Consider the following 22,250-nt stretch of genomic DNA (forward strand, 5'->3'; position numbering starts at 1 on the left):
GGCCGGCAGTAGGTAGCAACCAGGCGGGCTGGGGCAACCCGGCCCGTCTCACAAGAGGGCTCCGATGAGCATCACCGACGCCATCCAGTGCGCGTGCGCGAGCAACGACGGCAATTCCACGCTCGCCCAGTTGCGCAAGCGGCTGATGATCCGGCTGGGCTATGCCGCGCAGGCGAACAACCCGCCGCCAGGCATGAAGGAGCTGCTCAACGATTTCCTGCAGAGCGCGCAGGTGGCGCTGTTTCGGCGCCCCAATGGCGAGTTCCGCACCGAGCGCTGGTTTTCCTGGCCGCTGGTGGCCGGCCAGCGCCTGTACGACTACCCCGACAACAGCGAGCAGGACGCGCCGCAGAGCTGCCCGGCGATCATCGATCCGCGACAGGTCACGTGGGTTGGCCGCGAGCGAAACGGCGTCTGGGCCGAAATGGCGCAGGGCATCAACCCTCGCAGCTACACGACCATCGAGCTGACTGGCCTGCCGCAGCGCTTCGAGTTCCGCAACTGCATCGAAATCTGGCCGGCGCCGGACGAAACCGAGGGCAGCCTGGTCATCAAGGGCAAGTTTGAGCTGAGCCGGTTCACCGAGGACGCCGACAAAACCACGATCGACAGCGAGGCTGTGTTCCTCTTGGCGCTGGCCAACGGCAAGCAGCACTACCGGCAGGCTGATGCGCAGACCTACATCCAGCAGCTTGAGGTCATGATCAACAACCTTGTGGCCGGCACGCACGCGACCGCGCGATACATCCCGGGCCCGGCCGCCGGTACGCCGGTCTGGGTGCCGCCGCGTCCGGAGGTGCCGTTCACGTGACTGGCCGCATCGTCACCCTCACCGCGGTAAAGGGCGGTATCAACCGGCTGCGCACAAAGGGCGGCGCGGATCCGGCCACCTTGTTCGACCTGGTCAACGGCTACGTGGATCAGGCGGGCGTGCCGCGTTCGCGGCCTGGCTCGAAGACCAGGGTCAACCTGCCGACTGGCGCCACGAAGGGCATGTGCGCCTACGACGGGAAGCTGATCGTCTTCAGCCACGTGCCCCAGGACATCCCGGCCAGCACGCCGGTCACCGAGTGCGAGGTGCTGAAGCACCCGTCCACGCCGGACCTGCCGCTGAAGGAAATCCACTTCGCCGGCCCGTTCCTTGGCTTCCTGTACGTGGTAGCCGAGTTCATCAACGGCGACGTTTACCACTACTGGCTCCAGCGCGGCACGACATGGGAGGCGGGGAAGGTGTACCTGCCCGGGGCGCTGGTGATCCCGGCCGACCCGAACGGCATTGCCTACCAGCTCGACAGCGGCACGGAGGTGTTCCCGGTGTGGGTGCGCAACGTGGCTCGCGCAATCGGCGACGTCGTCGTGCCAACGATCGACAACGGCTACAAATACACCGTGACCGACGCCTTCGGGCCGTCGCCACGCTCTGGCGCCATCGAGCCGACGTGGCCGACCTCGCCGGGCGCAACGGTGTTCGAGGACAGCGACGTGGCCAACCCGACGCCGGTGCCGGCAGAGCAGCCTGGGCAGACGCTGCCGCCTGATGTTGCGGACCGTTACCAGTTCGCACGTCCGGCTGGATCCTCTTCGCAGGAGGCCAGCTGATGGCGGCTCCATTCTGGCGGGCCGGCAACCTATACCTGCCAGGCGATCTGGTCCAGCCGATCACGCAGCCGCCGCCAAACAACCCGCAGGTCGTCAATGGCGGGTTCGCCAGCGGCGCCACAGGCTGGACCTTCAGTGGTGGCGCGGCCTATACGCCGACCGACGGATATAGCGGCGGCGGTGCCGTGCGGTTGCCCGGCAACGTGGCCGACGGCGTGGCGGTCAACAACACGATGCTGGTCGTGCCGGTTGGCGGGCAGCTCACCGCCACCGCGATGATCAACCAGGGCGCGTCGGTTGCTCGGGCCACCTCTGGCTGGGTCGAGGTGCTGTGGTACGACGGGCTGAACACCCTGCTGCAGACTGATGCCGGCAACAAGGTGGATGACGGTTCCGGTGGGGCATGGCACCAGTCGCGGGTCACCTCGACGGCACCAGCTTCTGCTGCGTATGCAAAGGCTGCGATCCACCTCACTTCCGTGGCGGATCACAACCATCCGATCTGGGGCGATACGCTTTCAGTAAGCGGCGCGACCGCTGGGCTTCCCGAGGGGTTGGTCTACAAGGCAGTGCAGGCCGAGTCCGGAACGTCGGGCAGTAGCGAACCGGCCTGGCCGGGCATCCTAGGCCAACAGGTCATCGACAACGAGGTTATCTGGGAGGCGGTGACCACCAGCCGTATCACCTGGACGGCCTCGCCGCGCTACGTCAGCGGCACCACGGAGCCCATCTGGCCCGAAGACATCGGCGCCATGGTCCAAGACGGCACTATCAACTGGCGCGCGGTGTCGCGGCGCGTGGACGATGAGCGCTGCCCGCGCACGAAGGTTGTGGCGATCGTTGCGAGCAAGGTGTTCGCCGCAGACAAGGACATCGTGCGGTTCAGCGCCACTGCTAACCCGCTGGACTGGTCTACGGCCGATGACGCAGGCTTCCTGCCGACCGGCCTGCAGCAGGCCAACGCCAACGACATGGCGGTGTTGGCGCAGTACCGCGCCAATCTGGTCGCGCTCAACGCCAGCAGCTTCCAGAACTGGCAGGTGGACCCTGATCCCGCGTCAATGGACATCCTCGACCAGATGGACGGCGTGGGTTCGGTGTGGCCGAAGGCCGCAGTGCCGGTGGCGAACGACCTGGTTTACCTGTCGCAGCTCGGCGTGCGCACGATCGGCATCGCCAACGCCGCCGAGAACCTGTCGGCCGGCGACATCGGCGCACCAGTGGACGTGCTGATTCAGCAGGCAATGCTGTACGCCGATCGCACGAACTCGCCGCCACTGGCCACCTACTACCCGGGTGCCGGCCAGTATTGGCTAGCGTTCCCGAACTACCCGCCGCCAGCGCTCGGCATTTTCGGCACGCTTCCGGCTGTCGGCTGCGGCGACCTGGTCAACTACGCCTACGTTGTGGCCGGCGGTTTGCCGCCCTACAGCGTGGAGGTCGTCGACGGCGCGCTGCCGGCGGGCCTGAGCATCGACGGCAGCGGCCTGGTCACTGGAGAGATGGCCAGCGGCGGCGATGCCATCTGGACCCTGCGCGTCACCGACGCCCTCGGCGATACCGCTGATCTGGTAGAGGACCGAACCGGCATGGCCGGTTTCTTCCACTACCTGACCACCAGGTTGTATCCGGTCGAGGTGCCTACCGAGTCCATCACGCTGTCCTCGGCGGTGGAGGCCGGCACGTTCCGCAACATCTTCCACGGCTACGAGGTTCCGCCGGAGGCGGTAACCCTGACGTCGTCCGTGATCGATGGCACCCTGCGCAGCCTGCTGCAGACCATCGGTGTCACCGAGGCCATGAGCCTTGCCAGCGAGGTCACCGACGGCACGCTGCGCGACATCCTCAAGGCCTACAGCGTCCCCGCTGAAGCCGTGCAGCTCAGCTCCGCCGTTGAAGCCGGCACCCTGAAGCAGACACTCATCACCACCAACATGGCTCCCGAGGCTATCGGGCTGTCGTCCAGTGTCGTAGGAGGCACCCTGGCATGAGCAACAACATCCTGAGCGCGCATGAGGGCTATGCGGGCTGGTTCAAGTTCGAGGCGTTCCGAGTGGACGCCGATGGCAATGAGATCCCAGGCTCCCGTCGCGTCGCCGCGGACTGGTTCCCCAACCTCATCACGAATGCGGGGCTCGATCTCTTCGGTACGCTCAGCGGCGCCAGCTCCATCGTGTCCGCCTTTTGTAGGGTAGGCTCCGGCAACGCAACTCCAGCGGTGACGGACACCGCACTTGGAACTCAGGTTGCCTTCAGTAACACCCTGCAGGCCAATACGAATGGCGTAAATCGTTCCGGCACGTTCTATGGGTGGCGGCGCCGAACGCTTCGATTCGCTGCTGGCATCGCGGCTGGCACTCTTGCCGAGGTGGGTGTGTCGGCAACTCAGGCCGGCCCTCTGTTCAGCCGCGCGCTCATTCTCGATGGCGGGGGCGCGCCAACGACTATTACCGTGCTGTCGGACGAAGTCCTGGACGTCACCTACGAGTTGCGGTGCTACCCGACAATGACGGATGCAACCGGCTCGGTCACCATTTCGGGAACCGCCTACACGTGGACCGCCCGACCGCTCAACAACGCCTCCTACGATTACGCATGGAAGGATACGCTCGGTGCCGCCATCCAGCCGCGCCTCACCGGCGGCGGCACGGTGAGCGGTTCGGTTGTGACCGATCTCCCTGCGCAGGGCGCAGCTCTCGGAACTCTTTCCACGGTAGGCGCGATCACCGCGCTTACCTACACGGCCGGTCAGTACGCCCGGTCGTTCCGGTTCGACGTTGGCCTCAACGACGGCAACCTGGCAGGCGGCATCGGCGCGTTCATTGCCGGTAATGACTCCAACGGCACCGGCTACTGCGGCCTGTGGGCCTGGGGCCTGTCTCCCAAGCTGCCAAAGACGAACCAGTTCGTCGCGACCTTCACCATCCGCTTCAGCTGGGGGCGCTACACCCCATGATTCCGGCAGGCGGCCTCTCCACCACGCCCCAGCCTGCTCCGTTCCTGGAGCAGGTGAACTCGACGCTGCAGCCGCTCATCGACTACGAGATGGGGGGCGTGGCGCTGAACAACCCATCGCAGGGACTGTGGGTGCAGCTGTGGCGCGTGCGAGTGGATGGGGATGTCGTGTACCTGGGGCCAGATGGGGGCACGGAACAGCCGGCGTTCATTCGCGCCGGCATCACAGAAGTGGCGCTGGCGTTCGACCAGAACATGCAACCGGCCATCGCCTTCGTGCAGTCCGGTGTGGCCTGGCTGTGGTGGTTCGATAGCTCGGTGCCGGGGATGGTGTTCACCCAGTTCCCGGGCATCCTCAACCCGCGCCTGACGCTGGACGATAAGCGCCCTGGGCAGGTCGGGAACTCCGACGTCATCCTGGCCTACCTGCGCGCCGGCTCGCTGTGCTACCGGCAGCAACGGGACCGCTACCAGATCGAGTACCTGCTGAGCAGCGTTCCGCCGTGCGGCGGCCTGGCATCGGTCTGCATGTCCACCGGCAACCGCCTGCAGTTCGCCTTCGGGGGTGCCTGATGCAGTCCACCGTGTTCGTCTACACCATGAAGCAGGGCAAAGCCGGCGCCTGGAGCCGCTACTTGTTTCCTTTTGCCATTGATGGCTTCGCGCAGTTGGGCAACGATCTCTACGTGCGGCACGGGGACGAGATCAGCGTCGTGACCGACTTTTCGCTCGGCGACGATGTGGGTGGCGCGACGATTCCGTTCGGCGGCACCGTCTGGTGGCCGTACCTGGATTTCGGCACGCCCAGTGTGACCAAGATGATGGAGGGCTTCGACATCGTGAGCAGCGGCACGCCGAGCATCAGCATCGGCTACGACCAGCGCAACCTGGCCGCGTTCACCGACCCGTACACCGTGGATCCGGACACGCTGCCGGGCGGGGTGATCCCGTTCCCGATGGCGGCTCCTACCTTCAGCCTGCGCGTTGACTTCGCGCCGGGGCAGAAGTGGAGCCTGCAGCAGGTGTCGCTGTCGTTTTTCGACCTCGGAAACGGCCCATGAGCAGGGTCACGACCGAATCGAACGTGCTGGTTGAAGACCTGGCCTATCTGGCCCGGCGCATGCGTCCTGACGAGATCGAGCAGGACCTGGCCATGACCGGCGCGACCGAGTACGACCCGGAGCCGGCCATCATCAAGATGGCGGCGGTGCCCGGTCCCAAGTTCGTCATCCTGGCTGACAACGTGCCCGTAGTGGCCGGTGGTTTCTGGCAGGTCCGACCGGGCGTGTGGGAGGGCTGGCAGCTGGGCACGATGGACGGCTGGGAGAAGCACTGGCGCAGCATCACCAAGGTCACGCGCCGGCTCAATGACCGGATGCTGGCGCTGCCCGATGTGCACCGGCTGCAGCTCATTGGCCTGGCCGGTCGTGAAAAGACCTTCGAGTGGTACGAGCGTTCGCTGGCCTACACGCGCGAGGCGACCCTGCGCGGCTACTGCGCCAATGGCGCGGACGCAGTGATGTTTTCCCGGATCAAGGAGCAGGCCTGATGGCTGGCGGCGGCAATATCGGCAAGGGCAACTGGGCCGACCCCACGGGCACCATCCAGAAGTCCGGCGCGGGCAAGTGGCTGGACCCGCTGGGCTTCACGAAGACGGCCGGGCAGGGCGAATCCGCTGCGGACGTGGCCGCGCGCCTGGAGATGGAGCGGCAGGCCGCGATTAAGCAGACGCAGGCCAGGGTAAACAACGTTTTTGACAATCCCAGGCGTGCCCGGGATATCGCGGACTTCGTGGCCGCCGTCCGCACGAAAAACATGGACGACCTGGCCCGCCAGAACACCGATGCTGCGCGCGAACTGAAGTTCTCGCTGGCACGCGGCGGCCTGTCCGGCGGCAGCGTCAACGTGGACCAGAACCGGAGGTTGGCCGATGACTACAACCGCGGCGCCCTGAACGTCGAGAGCCGGGCGCAGGGTGCTGGCGCGCAGCTGGAAGCCGCTGACCAGGATGCGCGTGCGCGGCTGATCCAGCTGGCCACCTCCGGTCTGGACACGACCACTGCCGCCCAGCAGGCGGCGTCTGGCTTGCGCTCGAACTTGGAAACGGCGCGCTCGACCGCCTACGGCGAGGATCTGGCCGACCAGTTCACTGCGATCGGCAGCTTCGTGAAGAATCGTAGGGACGAGGCAAACAGGCGTGAGGCCACCCGCGTTTCGCAGGTGAATTTGTACGGTGGGGGCTACGGGGGTTAATCATGGGTCAGTTCATTCCAATCGCACTTGCCGTCGCCGGCACTGCCATGCAGCAGGCCGAAACCGAGCGCGTCACGCGGAAGCAGGACCAGGCGACCGCTCAGAGCCTGCTGGGCCAGTCGAAGCGGCAGCAGGAGGCGGACTCCAAGGTCAACGACCAGATCGCCCAGACCGAGGCCAGCACCGCGGCCAACGAGCGGAACACAGCGCTGGAGCAGTACATGGGCCAACTGCAGCGCACCCGCAAGCAAGCCATTGGCGGCCTCGAGGCTCCGATTGGCGGCATGGCCTTCCAGGGTGATGCCGCCTCCGCGCGCGCGGGCGCTGACACGGCGGCAGCTCGCACGGCGGACCTCATGGCGCGCATCGACGCGCCCGGTCGCCAGCGGCAGGATGAGGCATTCGGGTACGGGCGCCTGGCCACGGACATCGATGGCCTTTCCCGCGAAGCTGCGGGTCAGAACTTCATCGACCAACTCCGCATCCGCGCCATCCGGCGTCGTCCGGAGATGGACATTCTGTCCAGTGGCATGATCGCCGCAGGCGGGGCCATGGGCGGTGGCGGGGGCACGATCGCCGGCTCAACCGGCGGAACGCAGTTCGGCAACAACCTGGATGCGCTGTATGAGATGCCCGGGGCAGGGCGTCGCTACGGCTACGGCGTCCCGCGCGGCTTTGGAGGCTGACATGGCAAATGGATACCAGCGCGCAGGCGCCGCCCTCGGTGCAGCCCTCTTCGGGAATGGCCAGGCCGCTTACACGGACCAGCTCGGGAAGGAATACACCATCGCAAAGGCCTTGGAGGACGCCCGCCAGGCGCGCTCCAGGGCGGTCCTGGCTGATCAAAATGTAACCTCCCGGCAAGGCTTGACGCCGGATCTGATCGGGCGCGCACGCGCAGGCGATGTCAGCGCGCTCAACGAGTTGACGGCGCTGGGGCTTACCTCAAACGACAACGTGGACATGAAGGTTCTGGGCGAGACGCAGGAGTTTGCGTTCCGTCAGGCGGCGCGTGATAAGGCTGTCCTTGGCGACGCGACCAACCCGAACGCGGAGCTGTTTGGCATTGCGTCCGGTCCGGTGAAAACGACGGATATTTCGGACGGAATTGCCTACAACCCGCTCGGCTCCGCTTCGCAGGACCTCAATGTCACGCCACTTGGCGAGGCCTCTATTGCGCAGCGGCGCGCATCGGCGGCCTCCAGCTACGCCAGCGCCAACAATTCCAATGCATCGGCCGCGAAGACGCGCCAGGATATGACGCTCGGCGGCCAGAAGTTTGCCTTGGAGCGGACTGGACAGTGGAATCCTGGCGGAAAGGCGGCCGGTGGCGGCGAGAAGCCGTTGCCCGTCGGCGCCCTCAAGGAACTCCTCGGCATCGAGGACGCACTGGGCGGCACTAGTGTGCTCAACGACATCATCAAGAAGAACGCCGATCGCATCAAGAACGGCACCCTGAGGGTTGGGCCGGCCGATACGCTCGGTTCGAACGTGCGCACGACCCTCAACATGTCGACGGATGAGGACGTTGCCCGCAAGGAGTGGCAGGCCGACCTCACGAAGATCGTCAACGAGTCGCTGCGCCTGAACAAGGGCGTGCAGACCGAAGGTGACGCACAGCGTGCAGCGGATGAGTTGATGGCCGCAAGCGACCAGAAGACGGTATCCGCCGCGCTCCGCCGGCTCGCTGGCTTTAACAAGCGAGCGGTCGAGCTCCAGCAGCGCAAGCAGGGGATTATCAATTCCAACTACGGCCGCAGCCCGACCCTAGGCGATGCGCCTTCTGGCGGCGTCGATGACCTCCTCGGCAAGTACGGGATCCGCTGATGGCAACCCTCGAACAGCTCGAACAGGCGCTGCGCGCGGCCGATGCCGCCGGCAACACCGAGGACGCACGCCGCCTGGCCCAGGCGTACAAGGCCCAGCGCGACGCGACCGAGCGCCCAGACTTCAGTGGCGTGACCGCTACAGTCGACAGCACGGCGGATGGACGTCAGGCGGACGGGTGGATGGCCGGCAAGGTCCGCGACGCCATGTTCGGCGCGCGCTCCGTCCTGCAGGGGGCTGGCAGCCTGCTAGGCGCAGTCGGCGGCGATGCGTTCAACGGTTACGTCGTCAATCCGGTGGCGCGTGCCGTAGGCCTCCAGGAGGCAAGGCCGTACCGCGAAGAGGCGACGGCCCTGGCCAACACCCTGGGCTTGCCGCAGGCGCAGACTGCCGGCGACCGCGTGCTGGGAGACGTGGGTGAGGCTCTCACCGGCACCGCCCTGACCCTTGGCGGCGGCGGGCTGCTCAATGCTGGGCGTTCGGCGCTGCCGACTGTCGCGCGCGCCGCGCCGGCTCCACAGATCATTCCGACGCTCGGAGAGCGAGCCGGCAACTTCTTGACCGCCCAGCCTGGGCTGCAGACGGTGAGCACTATTACCGGGTCTGCTGCCGCGAGCGGGACCAAGGAGGCTGGCGGCGGTCCCTTGGCCCAGCTCGCAGCAGGCCTGGTTGGCGGCTTTGCGCCGGGCGCAATCCCGCGCGGTCCGACCACTGGTCTGGTGTCTTCGACTGGCCAGAACCTCGTCAGGCGCCTAGTCCGCGGCAAGGATCCGGCCGCCATTGAGCGCACGCTGGGCGAGTTCGCTGAAGCTGGCGTCGACCCCAGCATGGGCCAGGCCACGGGTAACCGCGCATTGCAGGCCACAGAGACGCTCCTCGGAAGCGTGCCAGGCTCTGCTGGCGTCATTGACCGGTTCGCTCAGCGCCAGGCCGGGCAGTTCGGCAAGCGCATTGACGACATCGCTGGTGAACTCGCACCGGGCGGCCAAGCGGTTGACCCGGAGGCTGCCGGCCTTGCCATCCGGGAGGGGATCGCCGGCCCTGGCGGCTTCAAGGAGCTGTCGCGCGCCGAGAGCAACGCACTCTATCAGCGTCTGGACGAACTGATACCGCAGGATACCCGCGTGGATATCTCGAACGCGCAGGCCGCTCTTGCCGAGCTGAACCAGGCTATCCCCGGGGCGCCGGCGACCTCACGGCTCTTCCAGAACGCTCGCCTTGGCAGCATTGAGGGCGGCCTCATCGATGACACGCAGGGCGTCAATGCGCTTCTGACCCAGCCCGGGATGCAGGAGCAGGCGGACGCTTACCGCACCTACCTGCAGACCCAGGCGCGTGCCATTGAGCAGAACAATGCACGCCGCAAGTCGCTCGGCATGACGGTTATGGAGGAAGTGCCCACGCCGGAGCAGATCGAGGCGAACGTGACGGCTACGCTGGGAAACATGGTGGACAACCGGCTTCCCTACGAAGCGCTGCAGAAGCTGCGCTCCTTGGTCGGCCGCGAGATCGACAACGCGAACTTCGGCAGTGACGTTCCCCGCAGCATGTGGCGGCCGGTCTACGCCGCGCTGTCCCGCGACATGGAAGAGGCGGTGAAGGCGACCGGAAATCCGAAGGCAGCTGAAGCGCTCACTGGGGCGAACAAGTACCACGCTGACTACGTTGATCAGCTCGACAACATCGACAGCATCATCGGCAACAAGGACGGGGAGGCGGCCTTCCTGGCGGCGATCAGCGGCGCGAAAGATGGCCCTACGCGCATTCGCTCGATCATGAAGGTGTTGCCGGAGGACAAGCAGAAAATGGTGAGCTCGGCCTTCATCCGCCGGATGGGCCGAGCGGGCGGCAGCCAGCAGAATGACCAGAACGACGTGTTCTCAATGAGTACGTTCCTGACGAACTACGCCAACACCAGCCCGGAGGCTCGCAACATTCTGTTCAAGAGCTATGGTCCGGAGTTCGCGCGGAATATGGAGACCATCGCCAAGGCGACGTCCCGCATCCGTGAGGGTTCCAAGGTGTTCGCCAACCCGTCTGGCACTGCTGGCCGCGAAGCCCTTATCGGCCAGATCGCGACCACTGGCGCCGGTGCTGGCACCGCATTGGCGATGGGTAATGCAGGAGGCGCGTTTCTGGCGGTGGGAAGCTCTCTGTTCGGCTCCGCACTGGCCAATGGCGCTGCGCGCCTCATGACTTCCCCGAAGTATGTCAACTGGCTGGCGCGGACGTCAGAAAAGCCCGCGGGAGAGCTTGTCGCCCAGCTTCAGGTCCTGCGCGGGATCGCCGAAAGGAGCAACGACCCCGAAGTCGTCGAGATGGCAAACCAGGTAGAGCAGCAGGTCAACGCTGAAAAGACAGAATAAATCCAACCGCGCAAGCAATCACCAGCAGGGCAAGGATGCCCAGCCACAGCAGCATAGGCAGCGGGCTTGCGCTTTTCTTCGCCAGCTCGGCGTCGCGTTTTTCTGCCTGGATCCTCGCCCACGACTTCGGGCTGAAGTAATCGTTGATTTTCCAGCCGCTCATGATTTGGTCTTCCTGTTGGGGGATGCACCCTTGGGCCGCGCTGTCTGGGCAATGATGTCCAAGGTTTCGCGCAGGCCCGCCTGCAATTTCCTGACCGTCGCCGCGTCCTTCATCACGCGCTGGTAGGCGTCGTGCTCTTCGCCGTGCACCAGCGCGATCGCGTTGGCGTGGGATAGCAACTTGTGGGACGTTTCGTCGAGGGCCAGCAGCTCATGCTCGAGCTCGGACATGATCATCAGGTTGGTTGTGCCGCCTGGGATCTGGCTCTTGGGCTGGATGTGTTCCACCTGCGTGCTCTGCAGGAATTCCTTCGCCGCCTCGATGGAGCGCCGGACTGCCTCATCGATCACGTCCTTGATCTCCACTCCGCCCATTGGCGCTCCTGCGAACGAACCTTCCAGCCGCCCGATGATCTCGGCGTTCATGGAACGGTTGTTCGCCCGGGCCGCCTCCGCGATCTGGTCGCGCAGCTCCTCGGTCATCCGCAGCTTGAATTGGGGGTCTTCACGGCTCATGCCGAAAGTTTGGACCACGGTGGTGTTGACAACAAGAAACCACGGTGGTTCACTACGCATGAACCACGGTGATCCCAACTTGATTCCGTTGATGCTCTCGGCAGAACCGTGATAGTCGCACCACCAACCACAGAGGAACCACGATGGAAAAGGCACATGTCGTAGTCCGGATGCCGGTCGACCTGCGCGACTGGCTCAAGCAGAAAGCCGAGGCTGACCGCCGTTCGGTCAACTTCATGACCCTGGAATTGCTGGAGAAAGCCCGCCAGGAAGACCAAAAGGAGGCAGCCTGATGGATCTCCCCAAAATCAGCCACCTCGGGGTGGTCAGGTTTGGTTCGATCGACGCCGAGGCCGTGGTTTTGGAGGACGGGCGCCGCGGCTTTCTCGCCAAGCAGTTCGCAAAGGTGCTGGGTTACACGGAGAAAACGCGAAGTGGCCGGTTTGATCGATTCTTGGCTGATTTCGCCCCTATCTATATGAAAGAAAAGGGGAAAGCGAAGTCGCCGGTTTTGAACCCAGGGAAAGGCGGCAGAGCTCAGTTCATCGCCGCAGAGGCGGTGATGGAGGCGGTTGGCAATGTGCTGAGGGCTGCTGTTGCGGGTAAGACGCACAGCCAGCAGGCGCGCCAGGTTTCGGCCTGTGTCGAAATCAACCTGGCGCTGGGAATGGTTGGCTTGGTCGCCCTCATTGATGAGGCTACCGGCTATCAATACCACCGCGCGCCAGACGCTCTACAAGACCTGATCGGCAAGTTGATCCGGACGCAGGTTGCTGATTGGCAGCGCCGCTTCGAGCCGGCCTACTACGCGGCGCTGGCGAAGGTCACGGGGACGCGAGCGGTAAGTGGAGCAAACGGGCGCCCTCCCATCTGGGGGCACATCACTCGCAAGTGGGTGTACGAAGTCTGCTTCCCACAAGAGGTTCTGGAAGAGGTTGCTCAGCGGCAGGAGGGCGGAGAGAAGTTGCACCAGTGGCTCACTGCAGGCGGCGTCGAAGCGGTTGCCAAACAGAAGGAGAGGGTGACGCTGATGGCCGCCTCGTCCGCGAATTACAAGGATTTTGAGGCCAGGTGCAGCATCACTTTTGATCGGCCGGGGCAAATCAGCCTGCTGTACCCGGAGGCCGCATGAGCGTCGTAGAACTACCAATCAGTGCAGTCCCACCCGGGATCGGGGAGGGACTGTACGCGATAGCTTTCAGCTCAGGCCACGTGAAGTTCGGACGGGCATCTCAACTTTCGGTTCGCCTTACCCACTACAAGCGCGAGTTAATCGTCTCCGGGGGTGGAAGAATAATTGCTGCGGCGTGCGATCTCTCGCACGCGAGAGAAAAATGGCTTCTCGATGCTGCAAGAGAGGAGCTCAGGAGTGTCCAAGGTGAGCTCTTCTTTGGCGATTTCCAGAGCGCATGGAGTCTGATTGAACTTGCGCTTGGCACCTGTTTCGATGCTGTCGGCGTGGTGCCTAGAGCATCAGTCTCCGCAGCGAGCTTCCCAAAGGTCCTTGGCGCCGCTCGCGAGCGGGCAGGGCTAACACAGAGGGCGCTTAGTGAACTAGTGGGGGTAAGCCACACTCAGATTTCCCGCTACGAGAAGGGGATAGGGTTCCCTCGGCCTGGGATGCTAAACAGGCTATCTAATTGTCTTGGCTCAGATCTAAGGCACGATCACGCCTCCGCGGAGGCAATGACAATCAACCTATCTTCAGCAGTTGCAGAAGCTCTTCTAGCTGAGTCGAAGCTTCACGGATTCCTTCCCGAGCTGGTAGCTGGGCGGATTCTGGAGCGGTGGTGCTCACAACGGAATGCGTCAAAGCTGGCGAAAGCTTGAAGATGAAGCTGGCCAATCCCCCCCAAAAGCGAAACGCCCGGGTGGCAGCCCAGGCGTCTCAAGCGAAATCTCAACGGAGAAATTTCATGAACAAGATGACCCTTGCCGCCCTGGCTGTCAAGTCGGGGGTGTCCGCATGAGCCGGCCCAAGTACAAGATGCAGCCGCAGCGCGTCAGCGTCTGCGAGATGGAAGCAGCCGAGGCCCTGGATTTCGTGAGCGCCGATAGCTGGTGGTGCCCGCAGCAGGTGAGCGGCCCCGAGATCGCCCAGAAACTCTATGGGCGCCAGCTTGCGGTCGATTTTTCTCAGTGGATGACGGACAACTGGTCGCCCGAATCGTTCGCCAAGATCGTGCAGGCGATGCCGAAAGATCAGGGGCTGGTGGAAGAGGCGTTCCTGCAGATGATCGCGGAGTGGATGCCGGTGGGGAGCATGACATGAGCGAGGAGCGCATCGAATACTTCGCCCGCCGGCTTGAGGCCCGCTGCGCCGAATTGCGCGCAGCAGAGGCCGCTCGCCGCGCCTCGAACGTGATCCCCTTCCGGCCGAGGGTGAGGGCGGCATAGGTTTTTCCCAGAATTGGGAACTACCCGGATTCCAGTAGTTTCAAGAACGGAGGGCCCGGGCAACCGGGCCCTTTACCGTTGAAGGGCACTGCGGCGGCAGTAGCGTGGGGCCTCCACTGAGAGGAGAAGGCCCGTGCACAACAACACCCCTCGCATTCCGACGTGGCGCCTGTGGGTGATCCATATGGTGGCCAAGGCAGTTGGCGTGCTGGTCCACGTCCAGGGCTTTCCGATCGGCAGCGGTAGCAAGAGATATCGCCTTCAGAACGACTCGTCCTTCCAGCCAAAGCTCGACGAGCTGATGCGTATTACCGAGCGGCGCGCTGCTGAGCGATTCCCGATCGACCGCCTCGTCCGTTGAAGGGGCGCCGGGCGGGGGTAGGGTGGGTCCATGGAACCCATCCGGCGCCCCGGCACTCGCTATGTGTGCAACTACGACGAAAAGACAGGCCCCATCTGGGCCCGGCTGAAGCGCGCGGCTGCGCGGAACGATGGTAGGCAGATCAAGAAGCAGCGCCAGGCTCTCGAATCGGCGGCCCGTACACAAAGTCGTACTCGCCAAATCCGGGGGTAGCCTGGAGGTGATTCGGGTCAAGCAGAGTGGTACGGCTGGGGAACTCGTTGGCCGCATCTTCCGTCCACTCCCAAACCAGATGGGGCATGCCATCGATATAGACCATGTCGCAGGAGCGAATCTCGTCGCCCACACGGACCATCACGGTCCAAACCTTCGCATCATCCATGTCCGTCTCCGGTAGTTGGTTGGCTGGGTCGCACCGCCAATCCTACCGGCAGGCGGGCGCTTCCGTTGAAGCCCCGTCCAGCGGCGGCAGCATGGCCCCATCACACAGGGCGGGGCCGCAATGGCGACGATCACAGCAGCAGAGGCTGGCGGCCAGAACGTCGTAGCGTTCTTGGACGCGCTGGCGTGGTCCGAAGGGACCGACAACGGGCGGCAGGCGACCAGGAATCACGGTTATGACGTGCTGGTGGGTGGAGGCCTGTTCACCGACCTGTCGAAGCACCCGGGCCGGCTGGTGCGGCTGAATTCGAAGCTGTCGTCCACTGCCGCTGGCCGCTACCAGTTCCTCTCCCGCACCTGGGGCGTGCTGCAGAAGCAGCTGCGCCTGCCAGATTTCGGCCCGCTGAGCCAGGACAAGGGCTGCATCGAGCTGATCCGGGGGCGCAAGGCGCTCGCCGCGGTCAAGGCAGGCCAGTTCGACAAGGCGGTGGCCCTGTGCGCCCGCGAGTGGGCTAGCCTGCCTGGCGCCGGTTACGGCCAACACGAACAGAGCCTCGAAAAGCTGCGGGCCATCTACCAGAAGGCCGGCGGCAAAGTGGGCGGGGCCGCATGACCATGGAAGCCCAGCCGAGCCAGGACGGCCGCACCCGCCTTTTCCTTGGTCCGGTGGAGCGCTGGTTTGTTGGCGCCGTTGCCGGCGGCATCGTCCTCGGCGTGGTCTGGCTGGTCGGATCTGTGCAGACGATCCTGACCCAGCAGCAGGTCACGAACCAGCAGGTGATGACGGTGCAGCAACAGCTCCAGACGATCAACACGCAGCTGGCGGACGTGCCGGCGCTGAAGCTGGAGCTGGCCAAGCTGTCCATCCAGGTCGAGCAGAACAAGACCGACGTGAAGGAACTCAAGAGCTTGCGAGGTGTTCGATGAAGCTGCAGCTGATCGACGGGTGGCACCGCGCCTGGAAGCTGGCGTCGGTGTGGGTCTTCGGCCTGGTCACGGTGTTTCCCGACATCTACGACGCGATCGCCGCGATGGGCTGGATGGATGAACTTCCCGAGCCGGCGAAGTGGTCGATTCGTGGGCTGGGCGCCCTGGGCGTGGTGGCGCGCGTACTGAAGTCCCGGAAGAAGCCGCCGTGCTGAGCCTTGACCCCATCCGCCCCTATGCCGATCTGATCCGGGTCGGGCTGTGGTGCCTGCTGGCCGGTGGCCTGTTCGTGACGGGCTGCAACCACGGTAAGGACCGGCAGCAGGCAAAAGATCAGGCATCGATCGAGCGCACCGAGAAGGCCTTGGGTAAGGCAGAGGCCGACGCCGCCGAGAACCTGCGCGCGGCCAACGCCTGCGGGCAGCTGCTGAGCGACATCAACGACCAGACCCAGCGCCAGATCGACGAGGCCGCGCGCGCCAAGGTGGCAGCGGAACAGGCCGCCAGCCGGGCAGAGGCGGCAGCGGCGGCCGGCCAGCGCCGCGCAGCTGCGGCCGAAAAGGCCCTCGCCGAAGCCAAGGCCACGCCGGTATGCCGGTCTCAACTGGAGCTTGAACTATGCCCCGCCATTCCATTGCTCTGATCGCCCTGGTGCTGCTGGCCGGCTGCGCGCACCAGCCCGAGAAGCCCCAGCTGCCCGAGGTCGTGCACGTCACGATCGAGAAGCTGGTGCCGGTCGATGAGCGCCTGACCAAGCCGTGCAAGCCGCAGCGCGCCGCGTCGCGCACGGTGGAGGCTGTCGTGGCCGCGTACAACGCCAACGTGACGGCCCTTGAGGACTGCGACGGTCGCATGTCCGAGATCCGCGCCCTGGGGCGGTAATGGCCGCCAAGAAGCGCGTACCGCTACACCAGAACCCGCGCGGCTTCGTCGACATCGACCCGGCTGCGACTGAGGGCGCCATTCTGGGCGTCAATCTCCGGGACTCGGCCGGCAATGTCATCAGGCCGCAGGACGTGCTCAACCAGCCCTCCAGCGGCGGCGGCACCAACAGCGTGGGCTCCACCATTTGGCGGCTGATTCTCGAGATCCCGGCCAACATCCAGAAGGTGGCGGCCCTCTTCGGTAAGGGGATCGCAGTTCGCCGCGACGACGGCGAGTGGGCGCTGCGCACGCTGCAGCAGGCTCCAGGTATCGGGATCGTCATCACCAACGGCGATGGTGAAGCGGGCGATCCGACCATTGGACTCGCCGACCTGGCCAATGCCGGCACCGGTTCGCTGCTGGCCTTCACCCGAGACGGCAAGGGCAGGGTGACCGGAACGAAGTCGGCCACGATCACCGGCACCATGAACCAGATCAACGTGGTGAACGGGGATGCGGTGGCCGGCCTGCCGACGCTGAGCCTGGCCACGGCAGTGATGATCTCGCTGAGCAAAGCCGACAGCGCGGTGCAGTCGGTCGTGGCCGGGGTCGGTATCACGGTGGACAACACCGACCCGCGCAATCCGATTGTGGCTGCACCGGGATCCGGTTTCGCTCCGCCTCCAACGGACGGATACCCCTATATAGGCCTCAACGGTGCATGGGAGCGTGCGAACGCGCCGGACTCGCGGTTCTGGCTGATCGAGTATCCGTTGCTGACCGACCAGGCCGGGAACCAGCTAACCGATCAGGCAGGGAGCCTTCTTCTGGCGAACAGCCCGCTCCTCCCGCCCGGTTGGCCGCCCGCCACAAACTCTTAGGACCTGACCATGGCCAACATCAAGTACGCCGACCCCACCTACACCGATATCCCGCCCACCGACGACGACAAGGTGATGTTCCGCACCGGTGCCGGCGGCGACGCGCGCGGCTCCATTGTCCAGCCGAAGGGCTACATCGACGGCCTGAAACTGGAGTGGGTGTCCGGCACACAGGTCCGGGTCACCCCCGGCGCGGCCTATGTGCCCGGGCCGAAGCGCATCGCCGAGCTGGCCTCGGCGGTCACGCTGACGCCGACCCTTGCCGCCAATACCTGGTATCACAGCTACCTGACCGTCAGCGGCAGCACGGTTGGCGTCGAGGCTGTGACTGCCGCCCCGGCAGCACCCTACACCGGCACGGCTCGTACGAAGACTGGCGACACCAGCCGGCGCTACATCGGCAGCTTCCGCACCAACGCCAGCAGCCAGATCATGCGCTTCACCCACACGCCTGTGAGTGGGGACTTCAGGTGGGGGGAGCTGCCTTCTGCCGCTCCGCTGCGCATCCTCACCGCCGGTTCCGCAACGGTCTCTACGGACGTTTCCACGGCCGGGTGCGCGCCAATCACTGTCGCGGCGATCTTCACGCGGGTGATCCAGAACGGGGCCACTGGCATCGTCTACATCGGCAGTCCCGTAGACGGAACGGCCGTTTCGATCAGCAACTACACGGTGAGCCTGGAGGCTACGAAGGAGCTTTACACCTTCCTGCCCGTCATCAACCAGACCGTGAAGTACATCTTCAATTCAGCGCCCGCATCGAGCGGCGCATTTCTTGACGTCCTGGGGTTCCAATATGAACGATGACCAATTCGCCATCACCGACTCTGGATACCGGGCCATTACTGCGAGCATGCAGCTTTCCGCTGGGGAAACCCGAGTCACGCAAATCCCCGCTTCGCTGCTGGCCAAGGTCAAGGGTGACCAGAAGCGGGTCGAGCGCGACGAGATGCTGCGGGCCACCGACTGGACCCAGATGGCCGATGCGCCGCTGAGCACGGCACAGAAGGCGGCCGTGGCCACCTACCGCCAGCAGCTGCGGGACCTGCCGGCGCTGCCGGGCTTCCCTGATGTGGCCTGGCCGGCGCTCCCGGACCTGAGCGGCGCTGCCAGCGGCGTTGACCCTGTTCTCATCCCGTGAGCCGCCCCGGGCGTAACCTCGGCCCATGAACGAGCCAGACACCCCGCCGGCACCCCGGCCAGACCCGACGAAGATAGCGCCCACCTTCGGCCACCTCCTGACGAAGGACACCCGCACGCCCGAAGAGCAGCACGCTGCCTCCCTGAAGGAGTCGGCCAGGCGCGAGGGCAGGGGGCGCGGGAAGTGGTGGGAGAAGGGCGGCTCGTAGGCTGACCCCAAACTGACCCCACGTGAGACCTAAGTGATTGATTGCGCTAGATCGCAAATGATCGCCGATGATCGGCTTAGTCGTTGTTTCTATTGATCTTCCGCGACCTTGACATGGTAGGGGTCACAGGTTCGAACCCTGTACCGCCCACCACTCCAGTCCCAGCGACTGCGGTGGATCAACAGAAAAGCCGGCCCTCAGGTCGGCTTTTTTGCTATGTGCGTTTCATCGCCGCGCGGGCGTTTCCCACGCGCCGACGCGCAGGTGCCCGATGGTGCAACGCGCGCCACTCGCCAACGCTGCAGGCTGTGTCCATTGGCCTGCGCGCGTGTCGTTCTCGTTTCCTCCCGGTGTTCCCCTTCGCGTGCCCGCCGTGCCGATGTTCGGCAAGGGCTGCGCGGCTGCGCTGCTGCTGGGTGTCTGCGCCGTGGTGTTTGCGCCGGTGCTGTTGCCGCCGTGGGCGGCGTGGTGTGCGCTGTTGCCGGGCGGCATCGCGTGGTGCCTGTGGCCGCGCGCACGCGCGTGCGGCGCGCTGCTGGTGGGCATCGGTTGGGCTGCGCTGAACGGACACGCGGTCCTGGCCGCGCAACTGCCGGTGCAGCCCGCTGCGGTCGAATACGCGTTGCAGGGGCGCGTCGTGGACCTGCCCCGGCATGGACCGCGCAGCACGCGGTTCCGCTTTCGTGTCGACGACGACCCGCGCATGCCGGCGCAGCTGCGCGGCCGGGAGGTGGACCTGAGCTGGCACGACCCGGCCCCCGTCGCCGCACCGGGCCCCCGCCACGCGGTGCGGGCCGGGCAGCGCTGGTCGCTGCAGACCCGGCTGCGCGCGCCGCGTGGGCTGCGCAACCCGGGCGGCTTCGACGCCGAACGGCATGCGCTGCTGCAGCGCGTGGCCGGCAGCGGCCATGTGCGCGCGCCGGCCAGCGCGCTGGGTGAGCCGGTGGGGCTGCCGGCCTGGCGCGAGCGGATGGCGACGGCCATCGCCGGCCAGGTGCAGGGGCAGGGCACGCGCTTCGTGCAGGCGCTGGCGCTGGGGGACACGCGTGGACTGTTGGCGCGGGACTGGGACGACCTGCGTGCGCTGGGCCTGACCCACCTGGTGGCGATCTCCGGCTTCCATGTGGGGCTGGTCGCCGGCTTCGCGGCATGGCTGGCGGCGCTGGGCTGGCGGGTGCTGCCCGGACTGGGGCGGGCCTTGCCGAGGCCGCTCGCGGCCGCCGCTGCGGCGGTCGTGGGTGCTGCCCTGTACGCGGCGGTGGCCGGGTTCGCCCTGCCGACGGTGCGCACCGTGCTGATGATTGCCGTGGTGGCGATGGCGCGCTGCGCACGGCGACCGTGCACCGTGGGCCAGGCGTTGGCGCTCGCCGCGCTGGTACTGCTGCTGGCCGACCCGCTGTCGGTGCTGGCCCCCGGTTTCTGGCTGAGCTTCGCCGGTGTGCTGTGGCTGGTCTGGTGTCTGCCGGGGCGCGACCTGCACTGGCTGCGCACGTTCCTGGCCGCGCAGGGCGTGGCGACGCTGGCGCTGTTGCCGATGACGGTGGCGCTGTTCGGCCAGGCCTCACGCGCCGGTCCGTTGGTCAATCTGCTGGCGATTCCGTGGTGGAGCCTGGTGGTGGTGCCGCTGGCGCTGCTGGGCACCGCGCTGGAGGCGCTGTGGACGGGCGCAGGGCGCTGGCCCTGGCAGCTGGCGGGGTGGTACTTCGAGGTCAGCTGGTGGCTGTTCGGCGGGGTGGCGCGCAGCGGGCTGGCGTTGTGGTGGCTGCCGCAGGCGGGCGCTGCGGCGCTGCTCGCCGCCACGCTCGGCGTGTTCTGGCTGCTGCTGCCGCGCGCGGCGGGGGCGCGCCTGCCGGCGCTGTTGCTGTGCCTGCCACTGCTGTGGCCGGCCCGGCAGCGCCCGGGCGAGGGCGAGGTGGAGCTGCTGGTGATGGACGTGGGCCAGGGCCTGGCGGTGTGGGTGCGTACCCGCGAACACCGGCTGCTGTACGACTCCGGCCCGGCTACCGAGGGTGGTTTCGATGCCGGCGAGCGGATCGTGGTGCCCGCCCTGCATGCGGTGGGCGAGCAGCGCCTGGATCGGCTGGTCCTGAGCCACGCCGACCGCGACCACGCCGGCGGCGTCGCGGCGGTGCGCGAGGCGTTCGTACATCCGCCGCTGCAGGCGCCGCCCGGCGCATTGCCGGCCATGGAGGCGCCGTGCGCGGCGGGGCAGGGCTGGCGCTGGGACGCGGTCGACTTCCGTTATCTGCACCCGTCGCCGGGGGCGCGTTATCGGGGCAACGAAAGCAGCTGCGTGCTGCGCATCGCCACGCCGCACGGCGCCGTGCTGCTGGCGGGCGACATCGGCGCCACAGTCGAAGCCGCGCTGCTGCAGGCGGACCGGCAGGCGCTGCGCGCCGAGGTGTTGATCGTGCCGCATCACGGTAGCGCCGGGTCGTCCAGTGCGGACTGGGTGCGCGCGGTGTCGCCGCGGCTGGCGCTGGTCTCGGCCGGGCACGGCAACCGGTTCGGCCACCCGCGCCGCGAGGTGGTGGTGCGCTGGCAGGGGGTGGGCGCCGAGGTCCTGAACACCGCCGACAGCGGCGCGCTGCGCATCTGGCTGGGCCGGGATGGGCTGCAGGTGCGTGAACAGCGTCTTTTCGAGCGGCATTGGTGGGATGCTGCGGAGCGGGCGCGGCCGGCTGCTATCCTATCGGCGATCAAACAGGCGGCCAATGGGCCGGAGGGTTGAAACGTGTGGGAACTGGTCAAGGCCGGTGGCTGGCCGATGGTGCCGCTGCTGCTGTTGGGTGTACTGGCTTTGGCAATCGTCCTGGAGCGTTTCTGGACCTTGCGGCGCAATGAGGTCCTGCCCCCGGGGCTGGGCCAGGAAGTGCGCAACTGGGCCGCGCGCGGCAAGCTCGATCCGAATCACATCCAGTCGCTGCGGGCCAATTCGCCGCTGGGCGCGCTGCTGGCCGTCGCGCTCGAAGCGCGCAACCGTCCGCGCGACCAGATCCGTGAACGCATCGAGGACGCCGGCCGTCATCTGGTGCACCGCATGGAGCGTTTCCTGAACGCGTTGGGCACGATCGCCTCGGCCGGCCCGCTGCTCGGCCTGCTGGGCACCGTGGTGGGCATGATCCAGATGTTCCTGGGCATCCTCGACCATGGCGTGGGCGACGTGAACCAGCTCGCCGGCGGCATCGGCAAGGCGCTGGTCTGCACCGCGACCGGCATGATCGTGGCCATTCCCGCGTTGATGTTCCATCGCTACTTCAAGGGCCGCATCGGTGGCTACGTGATCGAGATGGAAATGGAGGCCTCGGCCCTGCTCGATGCGCTGGATGGCCGCCCCGGCGTCATGAACGGCACGGCCAAGCCTGCCGCGGCGCCGGCGACCGCCGCGCCCGTGACGGTCAAGGGCTGACGG

At 66.1% G+C, this 22,250-nt stretch carries 29 protein-coding genes; 26 read left to right on the plus strand and 3 right to left on the minus strand.

What is annotated here, in order from left to right; all coding sequences use genetic code 11:
* Positions 1-64 precede the first annotated feature (64 nt).
* The 11 genes from ACREPD_RS05600 to ACREPD_RS05650 are packed head-to-tail and all read left to right on the plus strand — an operon-like array spanning position 65 to position 11,000.
* Positions 65-811, plus strand: a complete 747-nt coding sequence (locus ACREPD_RS05600) for a hypothetical protein (RefSeq protein WP_431598392.1) — start codon at positions 65-67, stop codon at positions 809-811.
* Positions 808-1,599: a hypothetical protein gene (locus tag ACREPD_RS05605; protein WP_431598393.1), complete on the plus strand. Its 792-nt coding sequence runs from the start codon at positions 808-810 to the stop codon at positions 1,597-1,599. Before ACREPD_RS05600 ends, ACREPD_RS05605 begins: the two co-directional genes overlap by 4 nt.
* Positions 1,599-3,590, plus strand: a complete 1,992-nt coding sequence (locus ACREPD_RS05610; protein WP_431598394.1) for a hypothetical protein — start codon at positions 1,599-1,601, stop codon at positions 3,588-3,590. Before ACREPD_RS05605 ends, ACREPD_RS05610 begins: the two co-directional genes overlap by 1 nt.
* Complete coding sequence (locus ACREPD_RS05615; protein ID WP_431598395.1) at positions 3,587-4,555, plus strand: hypothetical protein; 969 nt, start codon at positions 3,587-3,589, stop codon at positions 4,553-4,555. Before ACREPD_RS05610 ends, ACREPD_RS05615 begins: the two co-directional genes overlap by 4 nt.
* Positions 4,552-5,127, plus strand: a complete 576-nt coding sequence (locus ACREPD_RS05620; RefSeq protein WP_431598396.1) for a hypothetical protein — start codon at positions 4,552-4,554, stop codon at positions 5,125-5,127. Before ACREPD_RS05615 ends, ACREPD_RS05620 begins: the two co-directional genes overlap by 4 nt.
* Entirely contained in the window at positions 5,127-5,615 is a 489-nt protein-coding gene (locus ACREPD_RS05625) for a hypothetical protein (protein ID WP_431598397.1), read from the plus strand. Before ACREPD_RS05620 ends, ACREPD_RS05625 begins: the two co-directional genes overlap by 1 nt.
* A complete protein-coding gene (locus ACREPD_RS05630; protein WP_431598398.1) occupies positions 5,612-6,103 on the plus strand; it encodes a hypothetical protein in 492 nt (163 codons plus the stop codon). The genes ACREPD_RS05625 and ACREPD_RS05630 overlap by 4 nt, the downstream gene beginning before the upstream one ends.
* Positions 6,103-6,807 (plus strand): hypothetical protein, encoded by a 705-nt coding sequence (locus ACREPD_RS05635; protein WP_431598399.1) that lies wholly within the window; start codon positions 6,103-6,105, stop codon positions 6,805-6,807. Before ACREPD_RS05630 ends, ACREPD_RS05635 begins: the two co-directional genes overlap by 1 nt.
* Before the next feature lie 2 nt (positions 6,808-6,809).
* Positions 6,810-7,493 (plus strand): hypothetical protein, encoded by a 684-nt coding sequence (locus ACREPD_RS05640; protein WP_431598400.1) that lies wholly within the window; start codon positions 6,810-6,812, stop codon positions 7,491-7,493.
* Between the two features lies 1 nt (position 7,494).
* A complete protein-coding gene (locus tag ACREPD_RS05645; RefSeq protein WP_431598401.1) occupies positions 7,495-8,634 on the plus strand; it encodes a hypothetical protein in 1,140 nt (379 codons plus the stop codon).
* A complete protein-coding gene (locus tag ACREPD_RS05650; RefSeq protein ID WP_431598402.1) occupies positions 8,634-11,000 on the plus strand; it encodes a hypothetical protein in 2,367 nt (788 codons plus the stop codon). The genes ACREPD_RS05645 and ACREPD_RS05650 overlap by 1 nt, the downstream gene beginning before the upstream one ends.
* Here the strand turns inward: ACREPD_RS05650 and ACREPD_RS05655 are convergent.
* Together ACREPD_RS05655 and ACREPD_RS05660 are read right to left on the minus strand one after the other, a co-directional pair.
* Positions 10,978-11,163, minus strand: coding sequence for a hypothetical protein (locus ACREPD_RS05655; RefSeq protein ID WP_431598403.1), 186 nt, complete (start codon positions 11,161-11,163; stop codon positions 10,978-10,980). The genes ACREPD_RS05650 and ACREPD_RS05655 overlap by 23 nt on opposite strands.
* Entirely contained in the window at positions 11,160-11,738 is a 579-nt protein-coding gene (locus tag ACREPD_RS05660; protein ID WP_431598404.1) for an Arc family DNA-binding protein, read from the minus strand. The genes ACREPD_RS05655 and ACREPD_RS05660 overlap by 4 nt, the downstream gene beginning before the upstream one ends.
* Before the next feature lie 83 nt (positions 11,739-11,821).
* Here ACREPD_RS05660 and ACREPD_RS05665 point away from each other — a divergent pair, with 83 nt between their 5' ends.
* The 5 genes from ACREPD_RS05665 (at position 11,822) to ACREPD_RS05685 (ending at position 14,436) form a co-directional block, all read left to right on the plus strand.
* On the plus strand, positions 11,822-11,971 hold the full coding sequence (locus tag ACREPD_RS05665) for an Arc family DNA-binding protein (RefSeq protein WP_431598405.1): 150 nt from the start codon (positions 11,822-11,824) through the stop codon (positions 11,969-11,971).
* Positions 11,971-12,810 carry a P63C domain-containing protein gene (locus ACREPD_RS05670; RefSeq protein ID WP_431598406.1) on the plus strand — a complete coding sequence of 280 codons (840 nt, stop codon included), beginning with the start codon at positions 11,971-11,973 and terminating at the stop codon, positions 12,808-12,810. Before ACREPD_RS05665 ends, ACREPD_RS05670 begins: the two co-directional genes overlap by 1 nt.
* On the plus strand, positions 12,807-13,508 hold the full coding sequence (locus ACREPD_RS05675; RefSeq protein WP_431598407.1) for a helix-turn-helix domain-containing protein: 702 nt from the start codon (positions 12,807-12,809) through the stop codon (positions 13,506-13,508). The genes ACREPD_RS05670 and ACREPD_RS05675 overlap by 4 nt, the downstream gene beginning before the upstream one ends.
* Positions 13,509-13,644: 136 nt before the next feature.
* Entirely contained in the window at positions 13,645-13,950 is a 306-nt protein-coding gene (locus ACREPD_RS05680) for a hypothetical protein (RefSeq protein WP_431598408.1), read from the plus strand.
* Positions 13,951-14,208: 258 nt separating this feature from the next.
* Positions 14,209-14,436 carry a hypothetical protein gene (locus tag ACREPD_RS05685; RefSeq protein WP_431598409.1) on the plus strand — a complete coding sequence of 76 codons (228 nt, stop codon included), beginning with the start codon at positions 14,209-14,211 and terminating at the stop codon, positions 14,434-14,436.
* Positions 14,437-14,578: 142 nt separating this feature from the next.
* On the opposite strand, the gene ACREPD_RS05690 is transcribed toward ACREPD_RS05685, so the two are convergent.
* Positions 14,579-14,818: a hypothetical protein gene (locus ACREPD_RS05690; RefSeq protein WP_431598410.1), complete on the minus strand. Its 240-nt coding sequence runs from the start codon at positions 14,816-14,818 to the stop codon at positions 14,579-14,581.
* 120 nt (positions 14,819-14,938) lie between these two features.
* Here ACREPD_RS05690 and ACREPD_RS05695 point away from each other — a divergent pair, with 120 nt between their 5' ends.
* The 10 genes from ACREPD_RS05695 (at position 14,939) to ACREPD_RS05740 (ending at position 22,247) form a co-directional block, all read left to right on the plus strand.
* A complete protein-coding gene (locus tag ACREPD_RS05695) occupies positions 14,939-15,430 on the plus strand; it encodes a glycoside hydrolase family 24 protein (protein WP_431598411.1) in 492 nt (163 codons plus the stop codon).
* Positions 15,427-15,744, plus strand: coding sequence for a hypothetical protein (locus tag ACREPD_RS05700; protein WP_431598412.1), 318 nt, complete (start codon positions 15,427-15,429; stop codon positions 15,742-15,744). The genes ACREPD_RS05695 and ACREPD_RS05700 overlap by 4 nt, the downstream gene beginning before the upstream one ends.
* Positions 15,741-15,959, plus strand: a complete 219-nt coding sequence (locus ACREPD_RS05705; protein WP_431598413.1) for a hypothetical protein — start codon at positions 15,741-15,743, stop codon at positions 15,957-15,959. The genes ACREPD_RS05700 and ACREPD_RS05705 overlap by 4 nt, the downstream gene beginning before the upstream one ends.
* Entirely contained in the window at positions 15,953-16,387 is a 435-nt protein-coding gene (locus ACREPD_RS05710) for a hypothetical protein (protein WP_431598414.1), read from the plus strand. Before ACREPD_RS05705 ends, ACREPD_RS05710 begins: the two co-directional genes overlap by 7 nt.
* The gene (gene lysC / locus ACREPD_RS05715) at positions 16,363-16,626 is read left to right on the plus strand and encodes an Rz1-like lysis system protein LysC (protein ID WP_431598415.1); all 264 of its coding nucleotides are present in this window, start codon (positions 16,363-16,365) and stop codon (positions 16,624-16,626) included. The genes ACREPD_RS05710 and lysC overlap by 25 nt, the downstream gene beginning before the upstream one ends.
* The gene (locus tag ACREPD_RS05720) at positions 16,626-17,489 is read left to right on the plus strand and encodes a hypothetical protein (protein ID WP_431598416.1); all 864 of its coding nucleotides are present in this window, start codon (positions 16,626-16,628) and stop codon (positions 17,487-17,489) included. The genes lysC and ACREPD_RS05720 overlap by 1 nt, the downstream gene beginning before the upstream one ends.
* Positions 17,490-17,498: 9 nt before the next feature.
* The gene (locus ACREPD_RS05725; RefSeq protein WP_431598417.1) at positions 17,499-18,296 is read left to right on the plus strand and encodes a hypothetical protein; all 798 of its coding nucleotides are present in this window, start codon (positions 17,499-17,501) and stop codon (positions 18,294-18,296) included.
* Positions 18,286-18,630, plus strand: coding sequence for a tail fiber assembly protein (locus ACREPD_RS05730; protein ID WP_431598418.1), 345 nt, complete (start codon positions 18,286-18,288; stop codon positions 18,628-18,630). The genes ACREPD_RS05725 and ACREPD_RS05730 overlap by 11 nt, the downstream gene beginning before the upstream one ends.
* A 587-nt stretch (positions 18,631-19,217) precedes the next feature.
* Entirely contained in the window at positions 19,218-21,569 is a 2,352-nt protein-coding gene (locus tag ACREPD_RS05735) for a DNA internalization-related competence protein ComEC/Rec2 (RefSeq protein ID WP_431598429.1), read from the plus strand.
* A 3-nt stretch (positions 21,570-21,572) separates the two neighbouring features.
* Positions 21,573-22,247: a MotA/TolQ/ExbB proton channel family protein gene (locus tag ACREPD_RS05740; RefSeq protein WP_421570147.1), complete on the plus strand. Its 675-nt coding sequence runs from the start codon at positions 21,573-21,575 to the stop codon at positions 22,245-22,247.
* Positions 22,248-22,250 lie beyond the last annotated feature (3 nt).

Origin of the sequence: Stenotrophomonas sp. (assembly GCF_050737075.1) — a bacterium.
Classification (GTDB): domain Bacteria; phylum Pseudomonadota; class Gammaproteobacteria; order Xanthomonadales; family Xanthomonadaceae; genus Stenotrophomonas.

Excerpts from the sequence above, each read along its gene's own strand:
- ACREPD_RS05620 (WP_431598396.1), top strand. The coding sequence starts at position 4,552 with ATGATTCCGGCAGGCGGCCTCTCCACCACGCCCCAGCCTGCTCCGTTC.
- ACREPD_RS05670 (WP_431598406.1), top strand. The coding sequence starts at position 11,971 with ATGGATCTCCCCAAAATCAGCCACCTCGGGGTGGTCAGGTTTGGTTCG.
- lysC (WP_431598415.1), top strand. The coding sequence starts at position 16,363 with ATGCCCCGCCATTCCATTGCTCTGATCGCCCTGGTGCTGCTGGCCGGC.
- ACREPD_RS05640 (WP_431598400.1), top strand. The coding sequence starts at position 6,810 with ATGGGTCAGTTCATTCCAATCGCACTTGCCGTCGCCGGCACTGCCATG.
- ACREPD_RS05695 (WP_431598411.1), top strand. The coding sequence starts at position 14,939 with ATGGCGACGATCACAGCAGCAGAGGCTGGCGGCCAGAACGTCGTAGCG.
- ACREPD_RS05650 (WP_431598402.1), top strand. The coding sequence starts at position 8,634 with ATGGCAACCCTCGAACAGCTCGAACAGGCGCTGCGCGCGGCCGATGCC.
- ACREPD_RS05720 (WP_431598416.1), top strand. The coding sequence starts at position 16,626 with ATGGCCGCCAAGAAGCGCGTACCGCTACACCAGAACCCGCGCGGCTTC.
- ACREPD_RS05610 (WP_431598394.1), top strand. The coding sequence starts at position 1,599 with ATGGCGGCTCCATTCTGGCGGGCCGGCAACCTATACCTGCCAGGCGAT.
- ACREPD_RS05630 (WP_431598398.1), top strand. The coding sequence starts at position 5,612 with ATGAGCAGGGTCACGACCGAATCGAACGTGCTGGTTGAAGACCTGGCC.
- ACREPD_RS05645 (WP_431598401.1), top strand. The coding sequence starts at position 7,495 with ATGGCAAATGGATACCAGCGCGCAGGCGCCGCCCTCGGTGCAGCCCTC.
- ACREPD_RS05675 (WP_431598407.1), top strand. The coding sequence starts at position 12,807 with ATGAGCGTCGTAGAACTACCAATCAGTGCAGTCCCACCCGGGATCGGG.
- ACREPD_RS05725 (WP_431598417.1), top strand. The coding sequence starts at position 17,499 with ATGGCCAACATCAAGTACGCCGACCCCACCTACACCGATATCCCGCCC.
- ACREPD_RS05730 (WP_431598418.1), top strand. The coding sequence starts at position 18,286 with ATGAACGATGACCAATTCGCCATCACCGACTCTGGATACCGGGCCATT.
- ACREPD_RS05660 (WP_431598404.1), bottom strand. The coding sequence starts at position 11,738 with ATGCGTAGTGAACCACCGTGGTTTCTTGTTGTCAACACCACCGTGGTC.
- ACREPD_RS05600 (WP_431598392.1), top strand. The coding sequence starts at position 65 with ATGAGCATCACCGACGCCATCCAGTGCGCGTGCGCGAGCAACGACGGC.
- ACREPD_RS05655 (WP_431598403.1), bottom strand. The coding sequence starts at position 11,163 with ATGAGCGGCTGGAAAATCAACGATTACTTCAGCCCGAAGTCGTGGGCG.
- ACREPD_RS05665 (WP_431598405.1), top strand. The coding sequence starts at position 11,822 with ATGGAAAAGGCACATGTCGTAGTCCGGATGCCGGTCGACCTGCGCGAC.
- ACREPD_RS05635 (WP_431598399.1), top strand. The coding sequence starts at position 6,103 with ATGGCTGGCGGCGGCAATATCGGCAAGGGCAACTGGGCCGACCCCACG.
- ACREPD_RS05690 (WP_431598410.1), bottom strand. The coding sequence starts at position 14,818 with ATGGATGATGCGAAGGTTTGGACCGTGATGGTCCGTGTGGGCGACGAG.
- ACREPD_RS05735 (WP_431598429.1), top strand. The coding sequence starts at position 19,218 with ATGTTCGGCAAGGGCTGCGCGGCTGCGCTGCTGCTGGGTGTCTGCGCC.
- ACREPD_RS05615 (WP_431598395.1), top strand. The coding sequence starts at position 3,587 with ATGAGCAACAACATCCTGAGCGCGCATGAGGGCTATGCGGGCTGGTTC.
- ACREPD_RS05625 (WP_431598397.1), top strand. The coding sequence starts at position 5,127 with ATGCAGTCCACCGTGTTCGTCTACACCATGAAGCAGGGCAAAGCCGGC.
- ACREPD_RS05700 (WP_431598412.1), top strand. The coding sequence starts at position 15,427 with ATGACCATGGAAGCCCAGCCGAGCCAGGACGGCCGCACCCGCCTTTTC.
- ACREPD_RS05705 (WP_431598413.1), top strand. The coding sequence starts at position 15,741 with ATGAAGCTGCAGCTGATCGACGGGTGGCACCGCGCCTGGAAGCTGGCG.
- ACREPD_RS05680 (WP_431598408.1), top strand. The coding sequence starts at position 13,645 with ATGAGCCGGCCCAAGTACAAGATGCAGCCGCAGCGCGTCAGCGTCTGC.